The organism is Streptomyces sp. NPDC091272 (assembly GCF_044757485.1).
Classification (GTDB): Bacteria; Actinomycetota; Actinomycetes; order Streptomycetales; family Streptomycetaceae; genus Streptomyces.
Map to the genome: position 1 here is coordinate 399,085 of NZ_JBIVVC010000003.1, position 23,820 is coordinate 422,904.

Consider the following 23,820-nt stretch of genomic DNA (forward strand, 5'->3'; position numbering starts at 1 on the left):
CGCCTGCCGCGGCCCCCGCCACCGTGCTGTTCATCGGCCGGTCCCCGCTTCCTCTTCAGCGTCCAGCTCGGCCCTCAGCTGTGCCTCCTGCTCGCGCAGCTGCGTGGTGCGCTCCGCGTACACATGGGTGAAGAGGCCCATCGGGTCGAGCACCGGGTCCGCGTTCATCCGGGCGCGGAGGTCGGCTGCCATCGTCTCGGCGGCCTCCCGGGCCTCCCGTATGCCCGCTTCGTCGAGCATGTCGCGCTCCGTGAGCTCGCGCTCCAGGAGGGCGATCGGATCGTGGTCGCGCCAGGCGGAGACCTCCGCGTCACCCCGGTAACGGGTGGCGTCGTCGGCGTTGGTGTGCGCCTCCATGCGGTACGTCACGGCCTCGACCAGCGTGGGGCCGCCTCCTCGGCGGGCCCGCTCCACCGCTTCGGCCAGCACCTCGTGCACCGCGGCCGCGTCGTTCCCGTCGACGAGCCGGCCCGGCATCCCGTACCCGACGGCCTTGTGGGCGAGTGAGGGCGCGGCCGTCTGCTTGGCGAGCGGCACGGAGATCGCGAAGCCGTTGTTCTGCACCAGGAAGACGACCGGGGCCTGCCAGACGGCGGCGAAGTTCAGTGCCTCGTGGAAGTCGCCCTCGCTGGTGCCGCCGTCCCCGACCATGGCGAGGGCCACCACGTCGTCGCCCTTGAGGCGTGCGGCGTGGGCGAGACCCACGGCGTGCGGCAGCTGGGTGGCCAGCGGGGTGCACAGCGGGGCGATGCGGCTCTCCCGCGGGTCGTGGCCGGTGTGCCAGTCACCCCGCAGCAGGGTCAGCGCCTGGACGGGGTCCAGGCCGCGCGCCACGGCCGCGAGGGTGTCGCGGTAAGACGGGAACAGCCAGTCCTGCTCGCGCAGCACCAGTGCGGCGGCGACCTCGCAGGCCTCCTGGCCGGTGCTGGAGGGGTACACGGCGAGGCGGCCCTGCCTGGTGAGCGCGGTGGCCTGCGCGTTGTACCTACGGCCGCGGACCAGTTCCGCGTACAGCCGGCGCATCAGGGCGGGGTCGATCCCGGCGGCGGCCGCGGTGCCGAGCACCCGGTACGGCTCGGGGTCGGGGAGCAGCGGGGCGGGGTCGGTGCGGGGCCGCCAGGCCGGGGGAGGGCTGGGCCGGTAGGCCGCGCTGCCCGGCATCTCTTGAATCGTCACGACGAACACCTCCTCGTGGGAGCGATGCGGAACGGTCGTGAGGGCGTCGGCACCCCGGTGCGGAATGTGGCGCGTCTCACCTACCGATTGTTCGGTCGTGGGTGCAGTTTGGCTACAGGCGGCATCAGCCTGTGGACAAACGGTTCTGCGGGCCCTGGGATGGGAACAGGACGTCCATGGCGGGGAGGCGGGGGCAGATGGCAGCTGAACAAATGGCCGGGTCGGGAGCGAGTGTCCCCGGATCGGGTGACGGTTTTCGCGGCGACGCCGAAGTTGTCCACAGCCCGCCGCCTCCCCCCAGACCCCTGGACGCCATCGACCAGGACATCCTGCGGATGCTCCAGGCCGACGGCCGCGCCTCGATACGGTCGGTCGCCGAACGGGTCCATGTCTCGCGCGCGAACGCCTACGCCCGGATCAACCGCCTGATCGACGACGGCGTGATCCGTGGTTTCAGCGCCCGCGTAGACCACGAACGGGCAGGCCAGGGCGCCTCCGCCTACATAACCCTCAAGATCGTCCAGAACTCGTGGCGCACCGTCCGCGAGGAACTCCAAGCGCTGCCGGGGGCCGCTCACATCGCGCTGGTCAGCGGGGACTTCGACGTGCTGCTGCTGGTGCACACCCCGGACAACAGAACGCTCCGCGAGCTTGTCCTGACCCGGATCCAGGCCATCCCCGAGGTGCTGAGCACCCGCACGCTCCTCGTCTTCGAGGAAACCGACCTGGAACCCAGGCGTTCGTCGCGGGAGTGAGCCTCGCGGCCGGCGCCCGCCCCGCGGCCTCGGGGGCCGATCGTGACCGCCCGCTCCCTCTCGTCTCCCGGTTGAGCCGCCCTTCAGGCTCCGGCTGAGCCCCTTCGGCCCCGGCTGAGCCGCCCCTCAGCCCGTCCGCAGTCCGTCGAAGGCCAGTCGCACCACGGTGTCCGCGAGCTGGTCCTGCTCCGCGGCCCCGCCAGGGTGCGGCCGGTACCACTCGACCAAAGAGTTGATCATCCCGAAGAGCAGCCGGGTCGCCAGCCGGATGTCCACGTCCGCACGCAGGTCCCCGTCGGCCGCCGCCGCCTTCAGCAGGTCGGCGACCCGCTGGTCGAACTCGCGGCGCCGTTCCAGCGCCCACCGCTCGGCCCGGGTGTTCCCGCGGACCCGCAGCAGCAGCGTCACGTACGGAAGTTCCGCCATCAGCACCTCGACGGTGCGCCGGGTGACGTGCTCGACGCGCTCGATCGCCCGGCCACGCACCGCCTGGGGCTCCTCCAGAACGGCGAACAGCCCGTCCAGCGCCCGGCTGACGGCGCGCCGCAGCAGCTCCTCCTTGCCCGCCACGTGGTGGTAGATGGACGACTTGGAGATCCCGGCGGCCTTGGAGAGGTGCTCCATCGAGGTGCCGTCGTAACCCCGCTCGTTGAAGACGCGTACGGCGACGGCGAGCAGGGTTTCGGGCGTGTACGTGTCCCTCTTCGCCGAACCGGGGCGGTCCTGGCCCGCGCGCTCCGAGCCGTGGCCGCCGTGCCCCGGGCGCTCCGGGCCTGAGCGGTCCGGGCGCGGGCGGTCCGTGTGCGTACCTTCTGTGGCGGTCATCCGGTGCTCTCCTCTGCGGACTCGGTCGCCTCTTCGGCGTACGCCTGCCGGTAGTGCGCCAGGGACGGGGCGTAGCGCCCGGTCGGACAGCGTTCGTGCAGCGCGGTGAGCAGGTCGAAGGACCAGTCGCCGGTGAGCTCACGGCCCCACTCCAGCGGCCCGCGCGGGTAGTTGACGCCGAGCCGCATCGCGGTGTCGATGTCCTGCGCCGAGGCGACGCCCTTGGCGACGGCGTCCAGCGCCAGGTCGACGAGCATGGCGACCGTCCGTCCGACGATCATGCCGGGAACGTCTCCGATCACACTGACGTCCTTGCCGAGCGCCTGGAAGAGTCCGACCGCTTCCTTGAGGGTGCGCTCGCTGACGTCGTCCGAGGCAGCGAGGGCGACGCGGGTGGCGGACCGGTAGTCGAGGGCCAGGTCGAAGTGGACGACGTCGCTGTACTCGACGGAGGTGTGCCCGTCGACGGGGGCGAGCTGACCGCCGCCGGGCAGCTCGATGTAGGGGCCGCCGGACGTCAGCTGCTTCACGTCGATGCCGTCGGCCTCCTGGAGCATGGAGATCACCTCGGCGGCGGGCCCGAAGTCACCGGCGACGGTGACGTGCGCGGGCGCCTCCTCGGGCGCGGCGGTGTGCGGCTGCGGCCTCGCCGCCCCTTGCTCGTACGAGAACCACCCCTTGCCGGTCTTCCTGCCGAGACGCCCCGACTCCACCAGACGACGCTGCGGCAGCGAGGGCACGAACTTGGGGCTCTGGTGAAAGGCCTCCCAGACCGAACGGGAGACGGCCTCGTTGACGTCCTGGCCGATCAGGTCGGTCAGCTCGAAAGGACCCATCCGAAAGCCCCCGCACTCACGCAGCACGGCGTCGACGGTGGCCGGGTCGGCGGCCTGCTCCTCGTACACCGCGAACGCCTCCGCGTAGAAGGGGCGGGCGATCCGGTTGACGAGGAAGCCGGGGGTGTCGGCGCAGCGCACCGGGGTCTTCCCCCAGGCGAGCGCCGTGTCGTACGCGCGCGTGGCGGCCGCGTCGTCCGTGCCGAAGCCGCTGACGATCTCCACCAGGGGGAGCAGCGGAGCCGGGTTGAAGAAGTGCATGCCGACGACGCGGCCGGGGTGTTCCAGTGCGCCCGCGACCGCTGTGACGGACAACGAGGAGGTGTTGGTGGCCAGCAGGGTGTCTTCGGCGACGAGCGCCTCAAGGGCGGAGAACAGCTGCTGCTTCACCGTGAGCTGCTCCACCACCGCCTCGATGACGAGGGCCGCCTCGGAGAGGTCCCGCAGGTCGTGCGCGGGGTGCAGCCGCCCGAGCGCCTCGTCGGCCTCCGCGCGGCCGAGCCGCCCCTTCTCCACCAGGCGCTCCACCCGGGAACGCACGGCGGCGTCCGCGGCCGTGGTGCGCCCCGCGTCCACGTCGAAGAGGAGGACGGGGTGCCCGGCGATGAGGGCGACCTGGGCGATGCCCTGGCCCATGGTCCCGGCCCCGACGACGGCGACGGTGCGGGCGCGCTCGATTGCTGTCATGCGGCCAATCCTCCCGGACGGGTTGTCCACAGCTTTACGTCGGCCCCCTTGTCCCGACCGATCGTTCGGTTACTCTAGCCGTGTCCGCCCGTCCAAGCCCAGCTCGACGAGGAGTTGGTCCGCGCAATGCAGTCGCCCCAGAAGCTGACGCAGCTGACCGAGACCCACCGGCCCACACTCGACCAGGCCCTCGACGCGATCCGCAGCCGCGCCTACTGGTCCCCGCACCCCGAACACCCGAAGGCGTACGGCGAGAGCGCGGCGGCCGACGGTCTCGCGGCGTTCGAGGCACTCAAGGGCGCCCGCTTCGACCTGGGCGAGCAGCCCGGCACGGACGGCTGGACCGGCGGTTCCCCCGCCGACGGCGGCGAAGTCTCGCCGTACGGCCCCGAGCTGGGCATCTCGTACCCGCATGCCGACATCGACGTGCTGCTGCCCGCCATGCGCGCGGGCATGGGCGCCTGGCGGGACGCAGGGCCCGAGGCGCGAGCCGTGGTCTGTCTGGAGATCCTGGCCCGGATCAGCGCCCGGACGCACGAGTTCGCGCACGCCGTGATGCACACCAGCGGCCAGGCCTTCATGATGGCGCTCCAGGCCGGCGGGCCGCACGCCCAGGACCGCGGCCTGGAGGCGGTGGCGTACGCCTACGCCGAGCAGACCCGGGTGCCCGCCGCGGCGGACTGGTCGAAACCGCAGGGCAAGCGCGACCCGCTCAACCTGTCGAAGGCCTTCACCGCCGTTCCGCGCGGCATCTCGCTGCTCATCGGCTGCAACACCTTCCCCACCTGGAACGGCTACCCGGGCCTGTTCGCGTCCCTGGCCACCGGCAACCCGGTCCTGGTCAAGCCGCACCCGCGCGCGGTGCTGCCGCTCGCCCTGACGGTGAAGGTGGCCCGCGAGGTCCTCACCGAGGCGGGCTTCGACGCCAACCTGGTGGCGCTCGCCGCGGAGCGTCCCGGCGAAGGCATCGCCAAGACCCTCGCCACCCGCCCCGAGATCAAAATCATTGACTACACGGGGTCCACCGAGTTCGGCGACTGGCTGGAGGCCCACGCCCGTCAGGCGCAGGTCTACACGGAGAAGGCCGGCGTCAACACGGTGATCGTCGACTCCACCGACGACTACCGGGGAATGCTCTCCAACCTGGCGTTCTCGCTGTCCCTGTACAGCGGCCAGATGTGCACCACCCCGCAGAACCTGCTGGTCCCCCGCGGCGGCATCACCACCGACGCGGGCCCCAAGTCGTACGACGAGGTGGTCGGCGACCTCGCCAAGTCGGTGGGCGGCCTGCTCGGCGACGACGCCAGGGCGAACGCGCTGCTGGGCGCACTGGTCAACCCGGACGTGAAGTCGCGGCTGGAGGCGGCGGCCGGTCTCGGCGAGGTCGCCCTCCCCTCACGGGAGGTCAGCAACCCGGACTTCCCCGGCGCGACCGTCCGCACCCCCGTCATCGTCAAGCTGGACGGTGCGAAGCCGGACGCAGAGGCGGCGTACCTCTCGGAGTGCTTCGGCCCGGTGTCCTTCGCCGTCGCCGTCGACTCCACGGCCGACGCCCTGGACCTGCTGCGCCGGACCGTCCGTGACAAGGGCGCGATGACGGTCGGCGCGTACACGACCTCCCCCGAGGTGGAGCGTGCCGTCGAGGAGGTCTGCCTGGAGGAGTCCGCGCAGCTCTCGCTGAACCTGACGGGCGGGGTGTACGTCAACCAGACCGCCGCCTTCTCCGACTTCCACGGCTCCGGCGGCAACCCGGCCGCGAACGCAGCGCTGTGCGACGGCGCGTTCGTGTCCAACCGCTTCCGGACAGTGGAGGTACGCCGCCAGGCCTGACCGCGATGCCGGCGGCGTACGGGCAGGAACGGATGCCGTGGCCCGTGCCCCCCAAGCGGGGGCCACGGCATCCACCGCCTGCGACAGCATCCTCCGCGGCCGGCAGCCTCCATCCCACGGAGGGCGGTCAGCGGTGCCGGCCGGCCGCCACGCCCATCTCCCGCAGCAGGGCGGCGATCTCGGGCGGCGAGCCGTGCACATGGACATCGCCCAGGGACAGTCGCATCCCGCTCCGGCCGTCCGGCTCGTCCCGCTCGTCCCGCTCGTCCCGCTCGTCCCGCTCGTCCCGCTCGTCCCGCTCGCCCTGCTCGCCCTGCTCGCCCTGCCGAGGCTGCGACCGCGCGAACCCGTCCTGACGCAGCCGCCCTACCGCGGGACGACGCTGGCGGTCCACCGCGGACTCGTCCTGACACTGCCGCCACGCCGGTTGCCCGGTCAGCCGCCGTACGATCTCGACGAGCTTGACGGCCCCGCACGGCCGGGTGGGGCGGCCGCCCGCGATCCCGTACCGCTCGGCCTCCGCGCAGCGGTAGTACGGCCCGGACGGTGGCCCACCGTCCTCGCCGGGCGCCGGCAGGCAGACCTCCATGGCGCCGTGCCGGCAGTGCACCGTCCCGTCGGACATCACGGTGACGTCCTCGCCGAGGGCGTTCGCCACGTCCGCGAGGGCGTGCGGCCGCCGCCCGTCATCATTCCGGAGCTCCGCCGAATCCAGGACTTGGCGCACGTCGCACGGCCTCCCGATCGCGTCACCCCCGGCGCCCCGCACCGGGCGCAGCAGTTCGCCGCGGACCGCCCTCGCCACCTCGCTCCCCTCCAGCACCATCGCGAGCACCAGCGCCGCCTGCGCGGGAAAGACCCCCAATTGACGCCTGGGCGAACGCGACTGCGCCAGATTCACTGCCACGAACGCCCGCAGCCTCTCCCCGTGGAGCTGCCGGTAGCCGTAACCTCCCAGCTCCCCGGCATGCCTGCGCACCACCCGGCGCAGCACCACCGGGTCCACCTCGAAGTAGTCGGCGAGCAGCGACGCGGTGACATGGACGCCGTCAGGCAGCAACGGCAGTTGCCTCACCTCGTCCAGGACGTCCGTCCGGTGCGCGAGGGTCGCGCGCACCTCTCGCGCGTCCAGCAGAGCTCGTTCCGTGTACATGGCTGTGCCCTCCAAGGGGGCTCGCAGGAATACGGCGAACCACCCCTCGGTGCAGGAACCAGCTACGGGCGGTGACAGAGACGTTCACATGACCTTGTCCAAGGTCAGCTCTCGGGCCAGCTCTACGCGCGCGGCTTCACCACTGCTGCCGCAACCAGGATCGACGCTCCGCTCGAAGACGTAAACGACACACTCATCCGAAAGTCACACTTACACAGGCACGGGTTGCACGGGTTTACGAACACGCGTGCACAGAAGAGTCGCCGGGAACACGGGCACGGATATACGCGAGCTTTGCATGGGCACGGATATACGCGAGCTCTGCACGGGCCTCCGCGACAGCCCTTAGGACGGCTCCGGCACCTGCGCGTACCGCTGCACCCACGCGTGCATCGCGATCGCCGCCGCGGCCCCGGCGTTGATCGACCGCGTCGATCCGAACTGCGCGATCGAGCACACCATCGACGCGTGCGCCCGAGCCTCCTCCGTGAGTCCCGGCCCCTCCTGTCCGAACAGCAGCACACACCGCTCCGGCAGTACGGTCCGCTCCAGCGGCACCGCCCCCGGCAGGTTGTCGATGCCGATGATCGGCAGGCCCTCGGCCGCCGCCCACGCGGTCAGCGACTCGGTGTCGGGGTGGTGCCGGACGTGCTGGTAGCGGTCGGTGACCATGGCCCCGCGCCGGTTCCAGCGCCGCCGCCCCACGATGTGGATCTCCTTCGCGAGGAAGGCGTTCGCGGTGCGCACCACGGAACCGATGTTGAAGTCGTGGCCCCAGTTCTCCACAGCCACATGGAATCCGTGCCGCCGGGTGTCCAGGTCGGCGACGATCGCCTCACGCGTCCAGTACCGGTACGGGTCGACGACGTTCCGCCGGTCGCCGTGCGCGAGCAGCTCGGGGTCGTACCACTCTCCCTCGGGCCACGGCTCGGGATGCGGGCCTACCCCGATCACGTCCCCGCTGCCTTCCTTCACGTTCAGGAAGGCGTCGTCGTACTGCACCGGCTCGTCCGCACCGGGCCGGCTCACGCCAGGCTCGTCCGCACCAGGCTCGCTCGCGCCAGGCCGGCTCGCACCGCGCTCACTCATGCCGTGCTCACGCGCGCCAAACGCGCTCACGCCGTGCTCGCGCCGACCGGGCTGGGGGGTGTTCTCGCTGCTCACCCCACGAGCGTACGGGGCTCCTCGGCAGGCTCTTGACGCTGCTGCGCGGTCTTGCGCGCGGGCAGCACCCGGTTCCGTAGCCGCCCCGCACGTCCCCCCAGCCACATCAGGAACACCGTCGGCAGGAACACCGCGTCCGCCGCGATCATCGCCATCGAGAAGAACGGCAGGCCGAGGAGGACCGCGATGCTCGCGTGCTCCACGATCATCAACGCCAGCAGGACGTTCTTCACCCGCCTGTTGAACAGCGTGAACGGGAACGCGACCTGCACGATCACCGTCCCGTACGTCACCAGCATCACCATCGTCCCGCTGGCCGCGAACAGCGCGGAGAGGCTGGGCCAGGGCGTGAAGTAGTCCAGGTGCAGCGGGTAGTAGATCGCGGTGCCGTCCTGCCAGCGCGAGCCCTGCACCTTGTACCAGCCCGCCGTCGCGTAGACGAAGCAGACCTCGACCATGATGATCAGCAGGCCCGCGTTGTGCACGAGGTTCGTCAGGACGTTCAGCAGCAGTCGCGGTTCTCCGTCCGCGTACCGGCAAACCGCCCACCACAGGGCGTGCGCGAGCAACAACGTCCAGAAGACCAGCAGCCAGCCCCAGCTCAGCACACCCGCGTATGTCACCACCGCGAGAGCGACGCCGAGCACCGTCCACAGGGCGGGCCCCACCCGGTCGCGCACGACAGCGGCGACGGCGCCACCCGCCGCCCGGACCCTGCGCGCGTCCAGCGACCACACCTGCCCGCACCGGGTGAGCACCAGGTACATCGCCATCAGGTGGATGACGTTGTCACCGCCGTCACCCATGAAGACGCTGCGGTTCATCGGGGACAGCACGCCGATCATGAACAGGACGGACAACGTCCGGGTGCGCCAGCCCAGGAGCAGCAGCACGCTCGCCACGATCGCGGAAAAGTACACAAACTCGAACCACAGGGTGCTGTCCGACCACATCAGCGCCGAGAACGCCTTGTTGTCGTCGATGATGCGCGCCGCCATGTCCCAGCTCCACGGCCCCTGCGGCCCGTACAGCTCGTGCCGGTGGGGGATCTCGCGCAGCAGGAAGAGCAGCCAGGTGGCGGCGAACCCGATACGGACTATCGCTGTCTGGTACGGGCCGCGCGCGGCCGAGGTGACGTACTGGACGCCTTGGCGAAGACCCTTGCGCAGGCTCTGACAGAGCCGGATCAGGCTGCTCACTTGGTCACCCCGGCCTCTGCCGCGACCTTCGTGAGATCGGCCGGCGTCACTGTCCACCACGGCAGCACCCGGTACGCGGGGCCGTTGGCTGCTTTCTCCTTGCTCCACGGCGGCGGTTTCACCGGGGTCGCGCGCGAGCGGACCTGGATGCGGGCGACGGCGCCCCCCATGTCCAGGGCCGACATCCGCTCCAGCACGATGCGCCGTACGTAACGCTCGGCGAGGCCGCCGCGCATGCCGAGCGACCGGTTGTTCTCGTCGTGCCAGCCGGTGTAGAAGTCCCAGCCGCGGCGCAGTTCGTTCTGGACGGTGTGGCTGGGGAGCAGGCTGCCACGGAGCTCCTCGGCGTCCCTGGCGGAGAAGTCGATCCACTCGGTGGTGCGCCACTGGCCGCTCTCGGTACGGATCTGGGCACGGGCCTGGACGGCGATGTTCTGCTGGAGCGGATTGGGCGCGAAGAGCTTCCAGTTCTGCTCGAACTCGGGGTTCATCCAGGCATCCACCGCAGTGCCGTGCTCCTTGGTCAGCGTGTTGGACGGGCTGACGTGCAGGAAGACCATGCCGAGGTGAACCAGTGCGGTGACGGCGATCAGCGCGAGCGCGAGCGCCGCGACGATCCGGGAAGGAAGGGACAGCCCGGCGAGCCCGGCCTTGTCGTCGTACGAATCCATCCCGCCCCGATCAGCACGCGTCGGCCGGCGTCGGCCAGTTTTCCACAGAGGTTGACACCCTACGGGCCACCGCCTCACCATTGAAGTCATTGAACCGAACGATCGGTCGGTAGGTGGCTCAGGGGGCCAGGATGACGGCAGAGACGACAGAGACGGCAGGACAGACCCCGCCGGGGACACAGACGGCGAGCGAGGCAGCGGCCGGGGCGACGGACGGGGCTGCGCGCCGAACATCGGACGGGGCGGCGCGCCGGGCCACGGACGAGACGGCGCACCAAGCCACGGACGAGTCTGCGCACCGCATCACGGACGGGGCGGCGCACCAGGCGGTGTTTGACGCCGCCGTCGCCGCCGACGAGCGGATCGAACCGCGCGACTGGATGCCCGACGCCTACCGCGCCTCCCTGGTCCGCCAGATGGCCCAGCACGCCCACTCCGAGATCATCGGCATGCAGCCCGAGGCGAACTGGATCACCCGCGCCCCCTCGCTGCGCCGCAAGGCCATCCTGATGGCCAAGGTCCAGGACGAGGCAGGCCACGGCCTCTACCTCTACAGCGCCGCCGAGACGCTCGGCACCAGCCGCGAAGAACTCCTCGACAAACTCCACACCGGACGCCAGAAGTACTCGTCGATCTTCAACTACCCGACGCTGACCTGGGCCGACGTCGGCGCGATCGGCTGGCTCGTGGACGGAGCCGCGATCACCAACCAGGTCCCGATCTGCCGCTGCTCCTACGGCCCCTACGCCCGTGCCATGGTCCGCATCTGCAAGGAGGAGTCCTTCCACCAGCGCCAGGGTTACGAATCGCTGCTCGCCCTCTCCCAGGGCACCCCTGAACAGCACGCGATGGCCCAGGACGCGGTGGACCGGTGGTGGTGGCCGTCCCTGATGATGTTCGGCCCGCCCGACGACGAGTCCGCGCACTCCGCGCAGTCCATGGCATGGAAGATCAAACGGCACACCAACGACGAACTGCGCCAACGGTTCGTCGACATCGCCGTCCCGCAGGCCGCATCCCTCGGCCTCACCCTTCCGGACCCCGACCTGCGGTGGAACGAGGAACGCGGCCATTACGACTTCGGCGCCCTCGACTGGTCCGAGTTCCGCGAAATCCTCAAGGGCAACGGCCCCTGCAACGAGCAGCGGATCACCCAGCGCCGACGGGCACACGAAGAGGGCGCCTGGGTACGCGACGCGGCGGCGGCCTACGCGACGAAGCACAGCAAGCACACCAAGCGCGACGAGAACGACAAGCGCAAGGCGCACAGCGAGCTCGACAGGCACGAGGGGGCAGCGGCATGACAGGCACCGGAAGCAACCACGACTGGCCACTGTGGGAGGTGTTCGTGCGCTCCCGCCGCGGACTGTCCCACACCCACGCAGGCAGCCTGCACGCCCCCGACGCCGAAATGGCCCTGCGCAACGCACGCGACCTCTACACCCGCAGGTCCGAGGGCGTCTCCCTCTGGGTGGTGCCGTCGACCGAGATCACCGCGTCCTCCCCCGACGAGAAGGACTCCTTCTTCGAACCGGCCGGTGACAAGCCCTACCGCCACCCCACCTTCTACGAGATCCCGGACGGGGTGAAACATCTGTGACCTCGGCAACGACCCCACTGGCCACGGCCCTGGCACTGGGCGACGACGCGTTGATCCTCTCCCACCGGCTGGGGGAGTGGGCGGGCCACGCCCCGGTACTGGAGGAGGAGGTCGCCCTCGCCAACATCGCACTGGACCTCCTCGGACAGGCCCGCATCCTGCTCTCGCTCGTCGGTGACGAGGACGAACTGGCCTACCTCCGCGAGGAACGCTCCTTTCGCAACCTCCAACTCGTCGAGCAGCCGAACGGCGACTTCGCACACACCCTCGTCAGGCAGCTCTACTTCTCCACCTACCAACACCTGCTGTACAAGCAACTCGCCGCCGGTACGGGCGATTTCGCGCCTCTCGCGGCCAAGGCCGTCAAGGAGACGGCCTACCACCGCGACCACGCCGAACAGTGGACACTCCGCCTGGGCGACGGCACGCCCGAGAGCCACGAGCGGGCACAACGGGCGGTCGACGCACTGTGGCGGTTCACCGGCGAACCGTTCCAACCGGTCGAAGGTCTCGGAGAGATCGACCACCGGGCCCTGGAGTCCGACTGGCTGACCGCCGTGACGGACGTACTGCAGCGGGCCACTCTCACCGTGCCCCGGACCCCGCGTTCCGGTGGCTGGGCGGCCGGCGCCGGACGGCAAGGGCTGCACACCGAACCGTTCGGCCGGATGCTCGCCGAGATGCAACACCTGCACCGCAGCCACCCGGGGGCGACATGGTGACCGACGAGACACGGCGGCGCCCCGAACCCGAGCAGGCCGGCCCACCCGAAGGAAAGAACCACCCGGGGACGGAGATCGACACCGCATCGCTGGCGGGCACCGCACCGGGGGCGGCAGTGGGCACTGCACCGGAGGCGGGCGCCGCGCCGGAGGAGGCGGGCATCGCGCCGGAGGAGGCGGGCACCGCACCGGAGGAGGCGGGCACCGCACCGGAGGAGGACACCGCGTTGCGTTCGGATTCGGATACCGCGCTGGAAGCGGAACTGCGGCGACTGGCCGGTTCGGTCCCCGACCCCGAACTCCCCGTCCTCACCCTGGGCGAACTCGGCGTGCTGCGCGCCGTCCACGTGCCCGGCCCCGGCCGGGTCGAGGTCGACCTGACCCCCACCTACACCGGCTGCCCCGCCATCGAGGCGATGTCCGCGGACATCGAGCGGATACTCCACGAAACCGGCGGCATGCCCGAGGTGACGGTGCGCACCGTCCTCGCCCCCGCCTGGTCCACGGACGACATCAGCCCCGAAGGGCGGCGCAAACTCGCCGAGTTCGGAATCGCACCGCCACGCGCCACCCGCGAGGCCACTGACGAGCCGATACCCCTTTCCCTCGCCATCCGGTGCCCGCACTGCGGATCCATCGACACCGAACTCCTCAGCAGGTTCTCCTCCACCGCGTGCAAGGCGCTGCGCCGTTGCATCTCCTGCCGCGAACCCTTCGATCACTTCAAGGAGCTGTAGATGCCGTTCCACCCGCTCCGGGTCCAGGGCATCGAGCGGCTCACCGACGATGCGGTGGCCGTCACCCTCGCGGTGCCGCCCGAACTGCGCGAAACCTTCCGGCACACCCCCGGCCAGCACCTGGCGCTACGGCGGATCGTGGACGGGCAGGAAATTCGGCGCACCTACTCGATCTGCGCACCCGCCACCCAAGCCCCCGCCGAACCGATGCTGCGGGTCGGCATCCGCCTCGTCGACGGCGGCGCCTACTCCACGTACGCCCTGAAGGAACTACTGGTCGGGGACACCGTCGAGGCGATGCCACCGGCAGGCCGCTTCACCCTGGAACCGCGGGACGGGCACTTCGCGGCGATCGTCGGCGGCAGCGGCATCACCCCGGTTCTCTCGATCGCGGCCACCCTGCTCACCCGGCGTCCGGATGCCCGGTTCTGCCTGATCCGCAGCGACCGGACCGCCGCCTCCACGATGTTCCTGGAGGAGACCGCCGACCTCAAGGACCGATTCCCCGAGCGGTTCCAACTGGTCACCGCCCTCTCCCGGGAGGAACAGCAGTCGGGCCTGCCGTCCGGACGGCTCGACGAGGAACGGCTCACGGGACTGCTGCCCGCGCTGCTGCCGGTGACGGAGATCGACGGCTGGTACCTGTGCGGGCCACTCGGCCTGGTCCAGGGCGCCGAACGGGCACTGCGCACACTCGGCGTCGCCAGGGACCGCATCCACGAGGAAATCTTCCACGTCGACGACGGCGCAGCTGCCGCCGGACCGGCCGCGACCGTCCCCGCCGCCGTGGGAGGCAGCCTGACCGCGACGCTCGACGGCAGGTCCGGCACCTGGCCGGTCCAGGACGGCGAAGCACTCCTGGACACGGTGCTGCGGGCCCGTGCGGACGCCCCCTACGCCTGCAAGGGCGGAGTGTGCGGCACCTGCCGCGCCTTCCTCGTACGGGGCGAGGTACGGATGGACCGCAACTACGCGCTGGAGACGGAGGAGACCGACGCGGGGTACGTACTGGCCTGCCAGTCCCACCCGGCCACCGCAGAGGTGGAGTTGGACTTCGACCGCTGAGAGCCGCAGGCGCCGCACCTGGGTCCCGGCGGGCACCTGGACGCACGGCCGGAAACCCGGACCCACAGCCGGGCACCCGCAGGACGAGGACGTGGCCGCGCCGCCATTCCCTTCCCGTAGAACGTGTTCTATCTTGACGCACCGTCAGGCAACCGAGCTTGCACGGGTACGGGAGGGCAGGCAGTGGACTTCACCTTCACCGAGGAGCAGCAGGCGGCCACCGAGGCGGCAAAAGCCGTTTTCGCCGGGGTGGCGCCCGACGCAGTCCCGAGTCCGGCACTTACCCCGGGCGCCGTCGCCGACGACTTCGACCGGCCACTGTGGGCGAAACTCGCGGGCGCCGACCTGCTGAGCCTCCTCCTCGAACCGGCACACGGCGGCGCCGGCCTGGACCCGATCGCACTGTGTCTCGTCCTGCGGGAAGCCACCAAGGTCCTCGCCCGCGTACCCCTGCTGGAGACGAGCGCGGTCGCACTCGCCGTACAGCGGTACGCGACCAAAGAACTCGCCGCAGAACTCCTGCCCCCGGCAGGACGCGGCGAGCTCGTCCTCACCGCGGCGGCCCACGGGCGCACCGGACACGACCCCGCCGAACTCGCCGTCACCGCTCAGCAGTCGGACCAGGACGCCTGGACCCTGGACGGCGTGCAGACCGCCGTCCCATGGGCCCAGCACGCCGACCGGATCGCGGTGCCCGCCCACACCGCCGAAGGCCGCACCGTACTCGCGCTGATCCCCCGGGACCGTACCGGCGTCACCCTCACCGACCAGGTCTCCACCAGCGGCGAACTCCTCGCCGAGGTACGCCTGGACGCCGTACGCGGTGCCCCGCACGAGGTGATCACCGACGGTGGTGCATGGGAGTGGTTGCGCGCCCTGCTCATCACGGGGACCTGCGCCCAAGCTCTGGGGCTCGGGGAACGCGTCCTCACGATGTCCGCCGAATACACCTCGCAGCGCGAGCAGTTCGGTTTCCCCGTGGCCACGTTCCAGGCCGTCGCCGTCCAGGCAGCGGACCGCTACATCGATCTGCGTGCCATGGAAGCCACCCTCTGGCAGGCGGCCTGGCGCCTAGGTACGGGCGCCGGCGGAGCGCTGCCCCTCGCCGCGGACGTCGCGGTCGCCAAGATCTGGGCATCCGACGGCGTACGCCGCACCGTCCAGACCGCACAGCACCTGCACGGCGGCTTCGGCGCCGACACCGACTACCCGCTGCACCGCTACCACGCCTGGGCCAAGCAGCTGGAACTCTCCCTCGGCCCGGCCGCGGCCCACGAGGAGGCCCTGGGCGACCTGCTGGCCGCCCACCCACTGGGCTGAAACCCGGGGCCGGAAACCTCAGAGCACGAACGCGGGGGCGTCGCCGTCGGCCACCATCGGCCGGCCGGCGCCGTCCCAGGCGAGCATCCCGCCCTCGATGTTCACCGCGTCGACGCCCTGCTGCACCAAGTACTGCGTGACCTGCGCGGACCGACCGCCCACCCGGCACATCACATACGCGCGGCGGCCGTCCGAGACCGCCTCGGTGACCTCACCGAACCTGGCCACGAAATTACTCATCGGTACGTGCATCGCACCCTCGACGTGCCCGGCCGCCCACTCGTCGGTCTCCCGGACATCCAGCACCAGGCCGTCAGCCGGTACCGACGCGACATCCACCGAGGGCATGGAGGCGAAATTCATGGGTCAGGCCTTCTCTCGTACACACAGACAGATCCTTCACACCGGCCACGGCCACACCTCGGCCGCACCCGCCCGGGAACGCTACTGCACCCACCGGGCCAGCTCGCCCTCCCGCTCGGAGACCTGCGCGAGCAACTGCTCGGCGATCTCCTCCAGCAACCGGTCGGGATCGTCCGGGGCCATCCGCAGCATCGAGCCGATGGCGCTCTCCTCCAGGTCACGGGCGACGAGCGTCAGGAGCTCCTTGCGCTGCGACAACCACTCCAACCGCGCGTACAGCTCCTCGCTCTCGCTGCGCCGCACCTCGGGCACCGGGCCGGCCGCCCACTCCTCGGCCAGGTCTCGCAGCTGGGACTCGTCGCCGCGCGCATAGGCGGCATTGACGCGGGTGAGGAACTCCTCACGCCTGGCCTGCTCCGCCTCCTCGCGCGCCAGGTCGGGATGCGCCTTGCGGACCAGTTCGCGGTACAGCTTCCGGGCCTCCTCGCTGGGCCGCACCCGCTCCGGCGGCCGCACCGGCTGCTCGGTCAGCATCGCGGCGGCCTCGGGGGACAGCCCGTCGGAGTCCATCCAGTCGTGGAACAACTCCTCGACCCCCGGCATCGGCATGACCAGCGCCCGCGCCTCCCGGGCCTTCGCCACGTCCGCGGGGTCCCCGGTCCTGTGCGCCCGAGCCTCCGCGATCTGAGCATCCAGCTCGTCAAGCCGCGCGTACATGGGGCCGAGCTTCTGGTGGTGCAGCCGAGAGAAATTCTCGACCTCGATCCGGAAGGTGTCGACCGCGATCTCGAACTCGATCAAGGCCTGCTCGGCGGCCCCCACCGCCTTCTCCAACCGCGCCTCGGGCCGCTCACCGGCCGCACCCTCGCCGGGCCGTACGTCTTCCTTGGGGGTAGCCGGTCCCCCGGCGGCATCCTGAGTCACTCATCCAGCGTACGGTCCCGAGCCACTGCCGGGGGGCTCCCCCTCCCCCCCTCCCCCCGCCCCTCCCTCCCCGCCCCCGGCCCCATCCCTCACACCCCCGTCTCCGCCGCGATCCTTCCGTTCTTGACGGCGGTCACCAGCACGGCGTGGTCGGCCTCCGTACGGTCCGCGTACGTCACGGCGAAGTCCGCGACGGCTTCGTCGAACTCCTCGTTCTTCCCGCAGTAGCCGGCGACGAGCTCCGGGTCCGCGCTGTGCGCGTGTGCGCGGGCGAGGAGTGCGCCGGTCATCCTTCCGTAGTCGTCGACCTGGTCGGCCTCCAGCGCCGCCGGGTCCACACTCCCCTTCCTGTTCCTGAACTGCCGCACCTGGTACGGCAGTTCGTCGACCGTGCACCAACCGAGCAGGATGTCGCTGACGACCTGCATGCGCTTCTGTCCGAGCACCACCCGCCGCCCCTCGTGGTCCTGCTCGGGTATCGCGAACCCGGCCTTCGGGAGGTAGGGAGCCAGGGCGGACGGCCGTGCCTCCTTCACCTGCAGCACCAGCGGTTCGCCCCGGTGGTCGAGCAGCAGCACCACGTACGACCTGGTGCCGACGCTGCCGGTGCCGACCACCCGGAACGCCACGTCATGTATCGCGTACCTGGCCAGCAGGGGCAGCCGGTCCTGCGCGACCGTGCCCAGGTACTCACCGAGTGCCGACGCCACCGCCGCCGCTTCGGCGTCGGGGACCCTGCGCAGGACCGGCGGGGCGTCCACGAAGCGGCAGCTGCCGTCCTCGGCCCGTGCCGTGGACCTGGCGGCGAAGCGCGCACTGGTGTTCTTGCGTGCCTTCTCCGAGACCTTCTCCAAGGTGCCCAGCAGGTCACGGGCATCGGTGTGGGAGACGAGCTCCTCGTCGGCTATCGCGTTCCAGGCGTCCGACGCGGGCATCTTCGCCATCAGACGCATGGTTCGCCGATAGGCGCCGACCGCGTCGAACGCACCCTTCCGGCAGGTGTCCTCGTCCGCCCCTGCCTCACGTCCCGCGAGTACGAGTGAGGTCGCGAGCCGCTTGACGTCCCATTCCCACGGCCCCACGACGGTCTCGTCGAAGTCGTTCAGGTCGATGACGAGGCGGCCCCGGGCGTCGCCGTAGATCCCGAAGTTCGCTGCGTGCGCGTCGCCGCATATCTGCGCGGCCACGCCGGTGACGGGGGTGCCCGCCAGGTCGTGGGCCATCAGCCCGGCGGCGCCCCGCAGGAAGGAGAAGGGGGAAGCGGCCATCCGCCCCACCCGCAGTGGTGTCAGGGAGGCAACGCGGCCCCGGCCGGACTCCTCGACGGCGCGCACCGCGTCCGGGCGTGCGGCGTCGAACACCGCCGTGCTGTGCGTCCGTCGCGGCACCTCGGCGCGCAGGGCCTTCCCCTCCCGCTTGCGCGACCTGGCTTGGTCGGCGCCGGGCGCGCCCGCACCCGCCTTCCCGGCATCCGGGGCGGTCCGCCGGGCGAAGCCCTCCACCACCGGGATCCGCTCGACCCCCATTGCGCTGCCGGCCTCGCTCATCGCGCCGCCTCCCCCCGCTCGGTACCGCACCGGGAGCCGCTCGGTGCGGCTCCGACTTCAACTGCAAACGACGGTATCGCCGTTGTTTCGGTGGTGGGGAGGCTGGTTGTGGATAACCGGGGAAAAGTATGAGGAACGGCCCCGGGTCCGGTACGGGGTACCGGGCCCGGGGCCGTTGTTGTTCACCGCGTGGCAGCCAGGCTTGGAGCCCCCCGGCCCTGTCCGGCTCACACGCCTACCGCTTCCTCCAGCTCTTCCTCGACCGACCCCTCCGCCGAGCCTTCCCGAGCGTCCGGCGCAGCGTGTGCCCCGTGTCCTGCCCGGTGTTCCTGCGCGTCCGGCGCAGCGTGTGCCATGTGTCCTGCCCGGTGTTCCTGGGCGTCCGTGGCGGCGTACGCCTCGTGGCCTGCCCGGTGTTCCGCAGATGCCGGGGCGGCGTGTGCCCCGTGCCCCCGCCGAGCGGCCGGACGAGCGGCCGGGCCCCCGGCCGTCGAGTCGGCGGCCGGCACGACGGCATCGGTCCCCGCCTCGACCGCCGTGCGACGCCGTGCCGCTTCGCCCAGTGCCGCCACGCCGAGCACGGCGACGCCCACCAGGAACCACAGTGCCAGCACCAGCACGCTGCGTCCCACGCCGTTGCCGTCGAAGTAGACGTGTCCGCGTGCCCCTTCGATGAAGCCGGCGCCGTTCCAGAAGGAGTGCAGAGAGGCGAAGAAGCCGGACTGGAGCTCGGGCCGGAATATGCCGCCCGAGCTGGTGAAGTTGAGCATCACGAACAGCACCATCACGCTCAGCGTCGTCCACCTCTTGAGGTAGGTGTGCAGCCCGACGCCGACCAGCAGGATGCCCGCCGAGTACAGCCAGGACATCGCCCACACCCCGGCAAGGCCGTGGTCCACGAGGTGGAAGAGCGGGCCTGCGAAGACCGCACCGATCGCGCTGACCACCAGCGACATGCCCAGGGAGAGCAGTGCCCTGATCCTGAGCGGCAGCACCGCACCCGCTCCGCCGATCACCGCCACCGACGCGTAACTGCCGATGCTCAGTGCGACGAGCAGGAAGAACAGTCCCTGTCCTGTCGGGTCGCCGGCCGACACGCGGGCCACGTCCGTCACCTTGAGCGGTGCGCCCTGCTTGGCGGCCAGTTCGGTGAAGACCTTCTGGACGACGGTCGCGGTCGTGTCGGACCCCGCACTGGCGACCATCAGTTCGGGCTTGTCTCCCGGTACGTACGCTCCGTAGATCTCACGGTCCATGAGCTGCGACTGCGCCGCCGACCGGTCCGCGACGGTACGCACGTCGAGTGCGCCCGCGCCCTTGTCGTGCAGGGTCTGTGCGAGCACCTGCGTGCTCGGGCCGGAGCCGACGACGTCGACCCGCAGGTTGTGGGGTTCGGGGGCGTGGAAGGCGCCCAGGTAGGCCAGCCCCATGCCGATGCACATCAGCAGGGGGGTGACGAGGTGGACGAGAACGTGCCGTAGCGACGCTCCCGTGCCGCTCCGAGTGAGGGGGGACGCAGACATCAACAGACTCCAGGGGGACACGACACAGTGGTTGGTAATTACAACCACATCGATGGATGTACTCTACAACCAATCGAGCGGAGGGCAAAACACCCCAATGACCACCCAGCACCCGCGGCGCACCACGGCCGTCGACACCATCGAACGCGAGCTGACCGCCTTCGCCCGCCGGGCCCGCGCCACCGCGGCCCGTCTCCACCCCCACCTGCCGCTGGTCTCGTACACGCTCCTCGCGCACATCCACGACCAGCAGGGCTGCCGCGCCACCGACCTCGCCACCCACTACATGCTCGACAAGTCCACCGTCAGCCGTCAGCTCGCCGCCCTCGAAAGGCTCGGCCTGGTGGAGCGCCGGCCGGACCCCGACGACCACCGCGTCCAGGTCCTGCACCCCACCGAGGCGGGTACGGCCACCCTGACCGCCACCCACGCGAGCCGTCACGCCGCCTACCAGGAACGCCTGTCGGAGTGGTCGGAGGCAGACCTCACCCGTTTCGCGTCGTACCTGCTGCGCTACAACAACAGCGGCGCCTGACCACGAGGCGCACCACCACCCGTGCACTCGGCCCCGCACGGGCCGCCCCCCGTGAACCCGCGCGTCCCGCCCCCCGGCGGCCAGCAACTCGCCCCGCCCACCCCCTCACATCAGACTCACATCAGAACCGCACGCTCCACACCGTCGCCGCCCCCGCCGAGCCGCCGTCCACCGCCGGCATCCGCAGCACAGTCGCCCGGCGACCGTCGAGCAGCTGCCGCACCCGCGCCGCGTCCGGCTGCAAGCGGCCCTTGTCGAACCGCACGAAGCTCACTCTCGTCCCCGGCTCCACCCGCAACCGCCCGTACTGGCCGTACGTCACCGCGTCGCACCCCGAGTACCAGCCGAACTCCGGCTCGTACCCCGTGACGATCAGGCAGCTCTCCCCGTCCCGCGCCGCCAGCGCCCGCGCCACCGGCACCGTCGAGGCACCCAGCGACGCCGGACCCGGCATCGCGCCGTGCGCCACCGCCTGCGCCGTGCCCGCCACCGTCAGCCCGGCGAGTACACCCACGCACAGCAGTACCCGCGGCGCCCACGCGCGCGTGAGCTCCGCCACTGCCTGTACGCCGAGCACGGTGAGGAGTGTCACCGGCAGGTACACGAAGCGAGGTTCGCCGTCCGTCGCCATCCCCAGCACCACGAACACCAGCAGCGCCGCGGACCCCAGGAACACCCGCCGCCGGTCGTCGGGCCGCGACGGTGCGCCGGAGCCACGCCCCCGCCGCTCCCGCCGTACCCGCAGCCACGCCGCGACCGCCGCGCAGACTCCCGCCGCCATCACCACCGCGCCCAGGTCGCCCGCCAGCCGGTAGGGGAAGACGCCCAGGTAGTAGACGAGTCCGTCGCCGACGTACTCCCGGTTGGCCTGCGAGGTGGCCGAGAGGATCATCCCCAGCGGTTTGCCGGTGCGCTGTGTTGCGTGGAGGAGGTGCGGCACGAGTCCCAGTGCGAGCACCCCGGCCGCCGCCCACAGCCGCCACCCCAGGGCGAGCCAGGCCCGTGGCCCGTAGGCGAGTACGCCGGCGAGCGCGACGGCGAGCAGGTTGCCCACCACCCCGTACCGCAGGTAGAAGGCCGCCAGGGCGACGAACGGCACGAGCAGCACGGCCCGCGCGCCCGCCTTCGTCCCCGCCCGCTCCTGCGCCGTGACCAGCAGGAACACCACGATGAGCAGCAGCGCGGTGGACCCGATGTCGTTCAGGTACTCCGGCACGCGCCGCAGGAATCCCAGCCCGCTCAGCAGCACCAGCACCACCACCACGGCCCGCCGGGGCGTCGTCCACGCGCGTGCCACGAGATACGTCGTACAGAGCATCACCAGGGCCAGCACCAGGGCGACCGCCCGCAGCGCCCCCGTGCCACCGCCCGAGGCGTGTCCTTGATATCCCGTCAGCCGGAGTGCGAGTGCGCCCAACGCGGGCAGTCCGACCGGCCGGTAGACGCCCCAGCCCGCGTCAGGCGTCCCGTCGAACCAGAAGCGCGCCTTGTTCGCGTAGACCGCCTCCTCGTGCCCGAGGTAGGGCTCGAAGTCCTGCAGCCAGGCCCACACCCCCGCGGCCAGGGCGAGGACCACCACCACGTACGCCCACGCCGGGATCCGTCTCAGCCGTTTCTCCGCCGCCGTGATGAATCCGGGAACTCCGCCGGTGTCCGGCCCGTTCTCCAGCCACCAGGGTTTCGCCATCAGCCACAGCACCGCCGCGAGCAGCAGGTAGGGCCAGGGCTGCCAGCCGGGCAGCCAGCCCCCGAGGCCCACGGCCAGCGTCAGTTGCTGCGCCGCGGCCGCCCCCGTCAGCACCAGCGCACCGACACCGAACAGCTTCGACCGCGTCACATCCGCCTCCGACCAGCAGTACACCGGCCCGGCCGGGACGAGCAGGGCCAGCAAAAGGACATACAGAAAAGGGCCCCACCGTTTTCACGGTGAGACCCGATTCTTTGAAAGTGCGCGAGGGGGGATTTGAACCCCCACGTCCCTAAGGACACTGGCACCTGAAGCCAGCGCGTCTGCCGTTCCGCCACTCGCGCATGAGTGAAGTCGTTCGATTCTCCGCACTGGTTTGTGCGACCGGTTGGCGACAAGAAGAAGATTAGCACGCTGGTCGGGGTGGGTTCACACGCATAGTTTCCGGGGACCCGCCAGTGGAACGCGGCCCTCCGGCACCCACTCCTCAAGGGAGGAGCACGCGTGCGGGACACTGTCAGGAGGCCACCTCTACGATCCCTTGTGAGGGGTGACACTCATCGACTGGGCGGACAAGGGGAACCAGCCGTTTTCCCGGCGCGTGGATACGATCAGTAAGCAGTACCAGGACGACAACGACGGAGGAGGTGCCCCATGGGAGTCCTGAAGCGTTTCGAACAAAAGCTCGAAGGCATGGTGAACGGCACCTTCGCCAAGGTCTTCAAGTCAGAGGTCCAGCCCGTCGAGATCGCCGGCGCCCTCCAGCGCGAGTGCGACAACAACGCGACGATCTGGAACCGCGAGCGGACCGTCGTCCCCAACGACTTCATCGTCGAACTCAGCACCCCGGACTACGAGCGGCTGAGCCCGTACTCCGGCCAGTTGGGCGACGAGCTCTCGGGCCTGGTCCGCGACTACGCGAAGCAGCAGCGCTACACCTTCATGGGCCCCATCAAGGTCCATCTGGAGAAGGCGGACGACCTCGACACAGGTCTGTACCGAGTACGCAGCCGCACGCTCGCCTCGAGCACCTCGCAGGTCGCGGCCCCTTCCGAGCCGGGCCCCGCCGCTCCCCGCGGTGGTGGGTACGGCTACCCGCCCGCGGCGTCCGGCGGCGCACCGCCCATGCCGCAGGCCCCGCCCGGCGGCGCGGCCCGCCCCGCGCCGGGCGCCGACCGGCGCGCACCCGCAGCAGGCCCCGGGCCCATGCCCGGCGCCCAGATCCGGCGCTGGATCGAGATCAACGGCACCCGCCACCAGATCTCCAGGCCCACCCTCGTGATGGGCCGCAGCACCGAGGCCGACGTACGGATCGACGACCCCGGGGTCTCGCGCAGACACTGCGAGATCCGCACGGGCACGCCCGCCACGATCCAGGACCTCGGGTCCACCAACGGCATCGTGGTGGACGGCCAGCACACCACCCGCGCTACGCTCCGCGACGGCTCGCGGATCGTCGTGGGCAGCACCACCATCGTTTACCGGCAAGCCGAAGGGTGAA

22 protein-coding genes and 1 tRNA gene are annotated in these 23,820 nt (G+C 71.0%); 10 read left to right on the forward strand and 13 right to left on the reverse strand.

Annotated elements, in window-relative coordinates; all coding sequences use genetic code 11:
- Nucleotides 1-30: 30 nt before the first annotated feature.
- The gene (gene pdhA / locus ACIQM4_RS11050) at nucleotides 31-1,176 is read right to left on the reverse strand and encodes a pyruvate dehydrogenase (acetyl-transferring) E1 component subunit alpha (RefSeq protein WP_401589156.1); all 1,146 of its coding nucleotides are present in this window, start codon (nucleotides 1,174-1,176) and stop codon (nucleotides 31-33) included.
- Between the two features lie 197 nt (nucleotides 1,177-1,373).
- Here pdhA and ACIQM4_RS11055 point away from each other — a divergent pair, with 197 nt between their 5' ends.
- Nucleotides 1,374-1,931 (forward strand): Lrp/AsnC family transcriptional regulator, encoded by a 558-nt coding sequence (locus tag ACIQM4_RS11055; protein WP_401589159.1) that lies wholly within the window; start codon nucleotides 1,374-1,376, stop codon nucleotides 1,929-1,931.
- A gap of 126 nt (nucleotides 1,932-2,057) precedes the next feature.
- Here ACIQM4_RS11055 and ACIQM4_RS11060 read toward each other — a convergent pair whose 3' ends face one another.
- Together ACIQM4_RS11060 and ACIQM4_RS11065 are read right to left on the reverse strand one after the other, a co-directional pair.
- Nucleotides 2,058-2,756 carry a TetR/AcrR family transcriptional regulator gene (locus tag ACIQM4_RS11060; RefSeq protein WP_401589162.1) on the reverse strand — a complete coding sequence of 233 codons (699 nt, stop codon included), beginning with the start codon at nucleotides 2,754-2,756 and terminating at the stop codon, nucleotides 2,058-2,060.
- The gene (locus ACIQM4_RS11065; protein ID WP_401589164.1) at nucleotides 2,753-4,279 is read right to left on the reverse strand and encodes a 3-hydroxyacyl-CoA dehydrogenase; all 1,527 of its coding nucleotides are present in this window, start codon (nucleotides 4,277-4,279) and stop codon (nucleotides 2,753-2,755) included. The genes ACIQM4_RS11060 and ACIQM4_RS11065 overlap by 4 nt, the downstream gene beginning before the upstream one ends.
- A 126-nt stretch (nucleotides 4,280-4,405) precedes the next feature.
- Between ACIQM4_RS11065 and paaN the strand changes: the two genes are divergently transcribed.
- On the forward strand, nucleotides 4,406-6,109 hold the full coding sequence (paaN, locus tag ACIQM4_RS11070) for a phenylacetic acid degradation protein PaaN (RefSeq protein WP_401589166.1): 1,704 nt from the start codon (nucleotides 4,406-4,408) through the stop codon (nucleotides 6,107-6,109).
- Nucleotides 6,110-6,236: 127 nt separating this feature from the next.
- On the opposite strand, the gene ACIQM4_RS11075 is transcribed toward paaN, so the two are convergent.
- From ACIQM4_RS11075 to ACIQM4_RS11090, 4 genes are all read right to left on the reverse strand, one after another.
- Nucleotides 6,237-7,262, reverse strand: coding sequence for a hypothetical protein (locus ACIQM4_RS11075; protein ID WP_401589169.1), 1,026 nt, complete (start codon nucleotides 7,260-7,262; stop codon nucleotides 6,237-6,239).
- Between the two features lie 345 nt (nucleotides 7,263-7,607).
- Nucleotides 7,608-8,351, reverse strand: coding sequence for a TrmH family RNA methyltransferase (locus ACIQM4_RS11080; protein WP_401590124.1), 744 nt, complete (start codon nucleotides 8,349-8,351; stop codon nucleotides 7,608-7,610).
- A gap of 71 nt (nucleotides 8,352-8,422) precedes the next feature.
- Entirely contained in the window at nucleotides 8,423-9,625 is a 1,203-nt protein-coding gene (locus tag ACIQM4_RS11085; RefSeq protein ID WP_401589172.1) for an HTTM domain-containing protein, read from the reverse strand.
- Nucleotides 9,622-10,296, reverse strand: coding sequence for a DUF5819 family protein (locus tag ACIQM4_RS11090; RefSeq protein WP_401589175.1), 675 nt, complete (start codon nucleotides 10,294-10,296; stop codon nucleotides 9,622-9,624). Before ACIQM4_RS11090 ends, ACIQM4_RS11085 begins: the two co-directional genes overlap by 4 nt.
- 131 nt (nucleotides 10,297-10,427) lie before the next feature.
- Here ACIQM4_RS11090 and paaA point away from each other — a divergent pair, with 131 nt between their 5' ends.
- The 6 genes from paaA to ACIQM4_RS11120 all read left to right on the forward strand — a co-directional run bounded on the left by paaA (nucleotide 10,428) and on the right by ACIQM4_RS11120 (nucleotide 15,740).
- On the forward strand, nucleotides 10,428-11,600 hold the full coding sequence (paaA, locus tag ACIQM4_RS11095) for a 1,2-phenylacetyl-CoA epoxidase subunit PaaA (protein ID WP_401589177.1): 1,173 nt from the start codon (nucleotides 10,428-10,430) through the stop codon (nucleotides 11,598-11,600).
- The gene (gene paaB, locus ACIQM4_RS11100) at nucleotides 11,597-11,896 is read left to right on the forward strand and encodes a 1,2-phenylacetyl-CoA epoxidase subunit PaaB (protein ID WP_401589179.1); all 300 of its coding nucleotides are present in this window, start codon (nucleotides 11,597-11,599) and stop codon (nucleotides 11,894-11,896) included. The genes paaA and paaB overlap by 4 nt, the downstream gene beginning before the upstream one ends.
- Nucleotides 11,893-12,618 (forward strand): 1,2-phenylacetyl-CoA epoxidase subunit PaaC, encoded by a 726-nt coding sequence (gene paaC, locus ACIQM4_RS11105; protein WP_401589182.1) that lies wholly within the window; start codon nucleotides 11,893-11,895, stop codon nucleotides 12,616-12,618. The genes paaB and paaC overlap by 4 nt, the downstream gene beginning before the upstream one ends.
- 227 nt (nucleotides 12,619-12,845) lie before the next feature.
- The gene (paaD, locus tag ACIQM4_RS11110; RefSeq protein ID WP_401590127.1) at nucleotides 12,846-13,355 is read left to right on the forward strand and encodes a 1,2-phenylacetyl-CoA epoxidase subunit PaaD; all 510 of its coding nucleotides are present in this window, start codon (nucleotides 12,846-12,848) and stop codon (nucleotides 13,353-13,355) included.
- Complete coding sequence (locus ACIQM4_RS11115) at nucleotides 13,356-14,420, forward strand: 2Fe-2S iron-sulfur cluster-binding protein (RefSeq protein ID WP_401589184.1); 1,065 nt, start codon at nucleotides 13,356-13,358, stop codon at nucleotides 14,418-14,420.
- A 183-nt stretch (nucleotides 14,421-14,603) separates the two neighbouring features.
- The gene (locus ACIQM4_RS11120; RefSeq protein WP_401589186.1) at nucleotides 14,604-15,740 is read left to right on the forward strand and encodes an acyl-CoA dehydrogenase family protein; all 1,137 of its coding nucleotides are present in this window, start codon (nucleotides 14,604-14,606) and stop codon (nucleotides 15,738-15,740) included.
- Nucleotides 15,741-15,758: 18 nt separating this feature from the next.
- Here ACIQM4_RS11120 and ACIQM4_RS11125 read toward each other — a convergent pair whose 3' ends face one another.
- From ACIQM4_RS11125 to ACIQM4_RS11140, 4 genes are all read right to left on the reverse strand, one after another.
- Nucleotides 15,759-16,103, reverse strand: a complete 345-nt coding sequence (locus ACIQM4_RS11125; protein ID WP_401589189.1) for a rhodanese-like domain-containing protein — start codon at nucleotides 16,101-16,103, stop codon at nucleotides 15,759-15,761.
- An 81-nt stretch (nucleotides 16,104-16,184) separates the two neighbouring features.
- Complete coding sequence (locus tag ACIQM4_RS11130) at nucleotides 16,185-17,027, reverse strand: hypothetical protein (protein ID WP_401589193.1); 843 nt, start codon at nucleotides 17,025-17,027, stop codon at nucleotides 16,185-16,187.
- Nucleotides 17,028-17,116: 89 nt separating this feature from the next.
- Nucleotides 17,117-18,574 (reverse strand): DUF2252 domain-containing protein, encoded by a 1,458-nt coding sequence (locus tag ACIQM4_RS11135; RefSeq protein WP_401589196.1) that lies wholly within the window; start codon nucleotides 18,572-18,574, stop codon nucleotides 17,117-17,119.
- 227 nt (nucleotides 18,575-18,801) lie between these two features.
- The gene (locus tag ACIQM4_RS11140; protein WP_401589199.1) at nucleotides 18,802-20,097 is read right to left on the reverse strand and encodes a hypothetical protein; all 1,296 of its coding nucleotides are present in this window, start codon (nucleotides 20,095-20,097) and stop codon (nucleotides 18,802-18,804) included.
- A 97-nt stretch (nucleotides 20,098-20,194) separates the two neighbouring features.
- On the opposite strand from ACIQM4_RS11140, the gene ACIQM4_RS11145 reads away from it, so the two are divergent.
- Complete coding sequence (locus ACIQM4_RS11145) at nucleotides 20,195-20,632, forward strand: MarR family winged helix-turn-helix transcriptional regulator (protein ID WP_401589201.1); 438 nt, start codon at nucleotides 20,195-20,197, stop codon at nucleotides 20,630-20,632.
- Nucleotides 20,633-20,753: 121 nt separating this feature from the next.
- Here ACIQM4_RS11145 and ACIQM4_RS11150 read toward each other — a convergent pair whose 3' ends face one another.
- The gene (locus ACIQM4_RS11150; protein WP_401589204.1) at nucleotides 20,754-22,469 is read right to left on the reverse strand and encodes a glycosyltransferase; all 1,716 of its coding nucleotides are present in this window, start codon (nucleotides 22,467-22,469) and stop codon (nucleotides 20,754-20,756) included.
- Between the two features lie 111 nt (nucleotides 22,470-22,580).
- A tRNA-Leu gene (locus ACIQM4_RS11155) sits at nucleotides 22,581-22,663 on the reverse strand.
- Nucleotides 22,664-22,973: 310 nt separating this feature from the next.
- On the opposite strand from ACIQM4_RS11155, the gene ACIQM4_RS11160 reads away from it, so the two are divergent.
- On the forward strand, nucleotides 22,974-23,819 hold the full coding sequence (locus ACIQM4_RS11160; RefSeq protein ID WP_401589206.1) for an FhaA domain-containing protein: 846 nt from the start codon (nucleotides 22,974-22,976) through the stop codon (nucleotides 23,817-23,819).
- The last annotated feature ends 1 nt before the right edge of the window (nucleotide 23,820 follow it).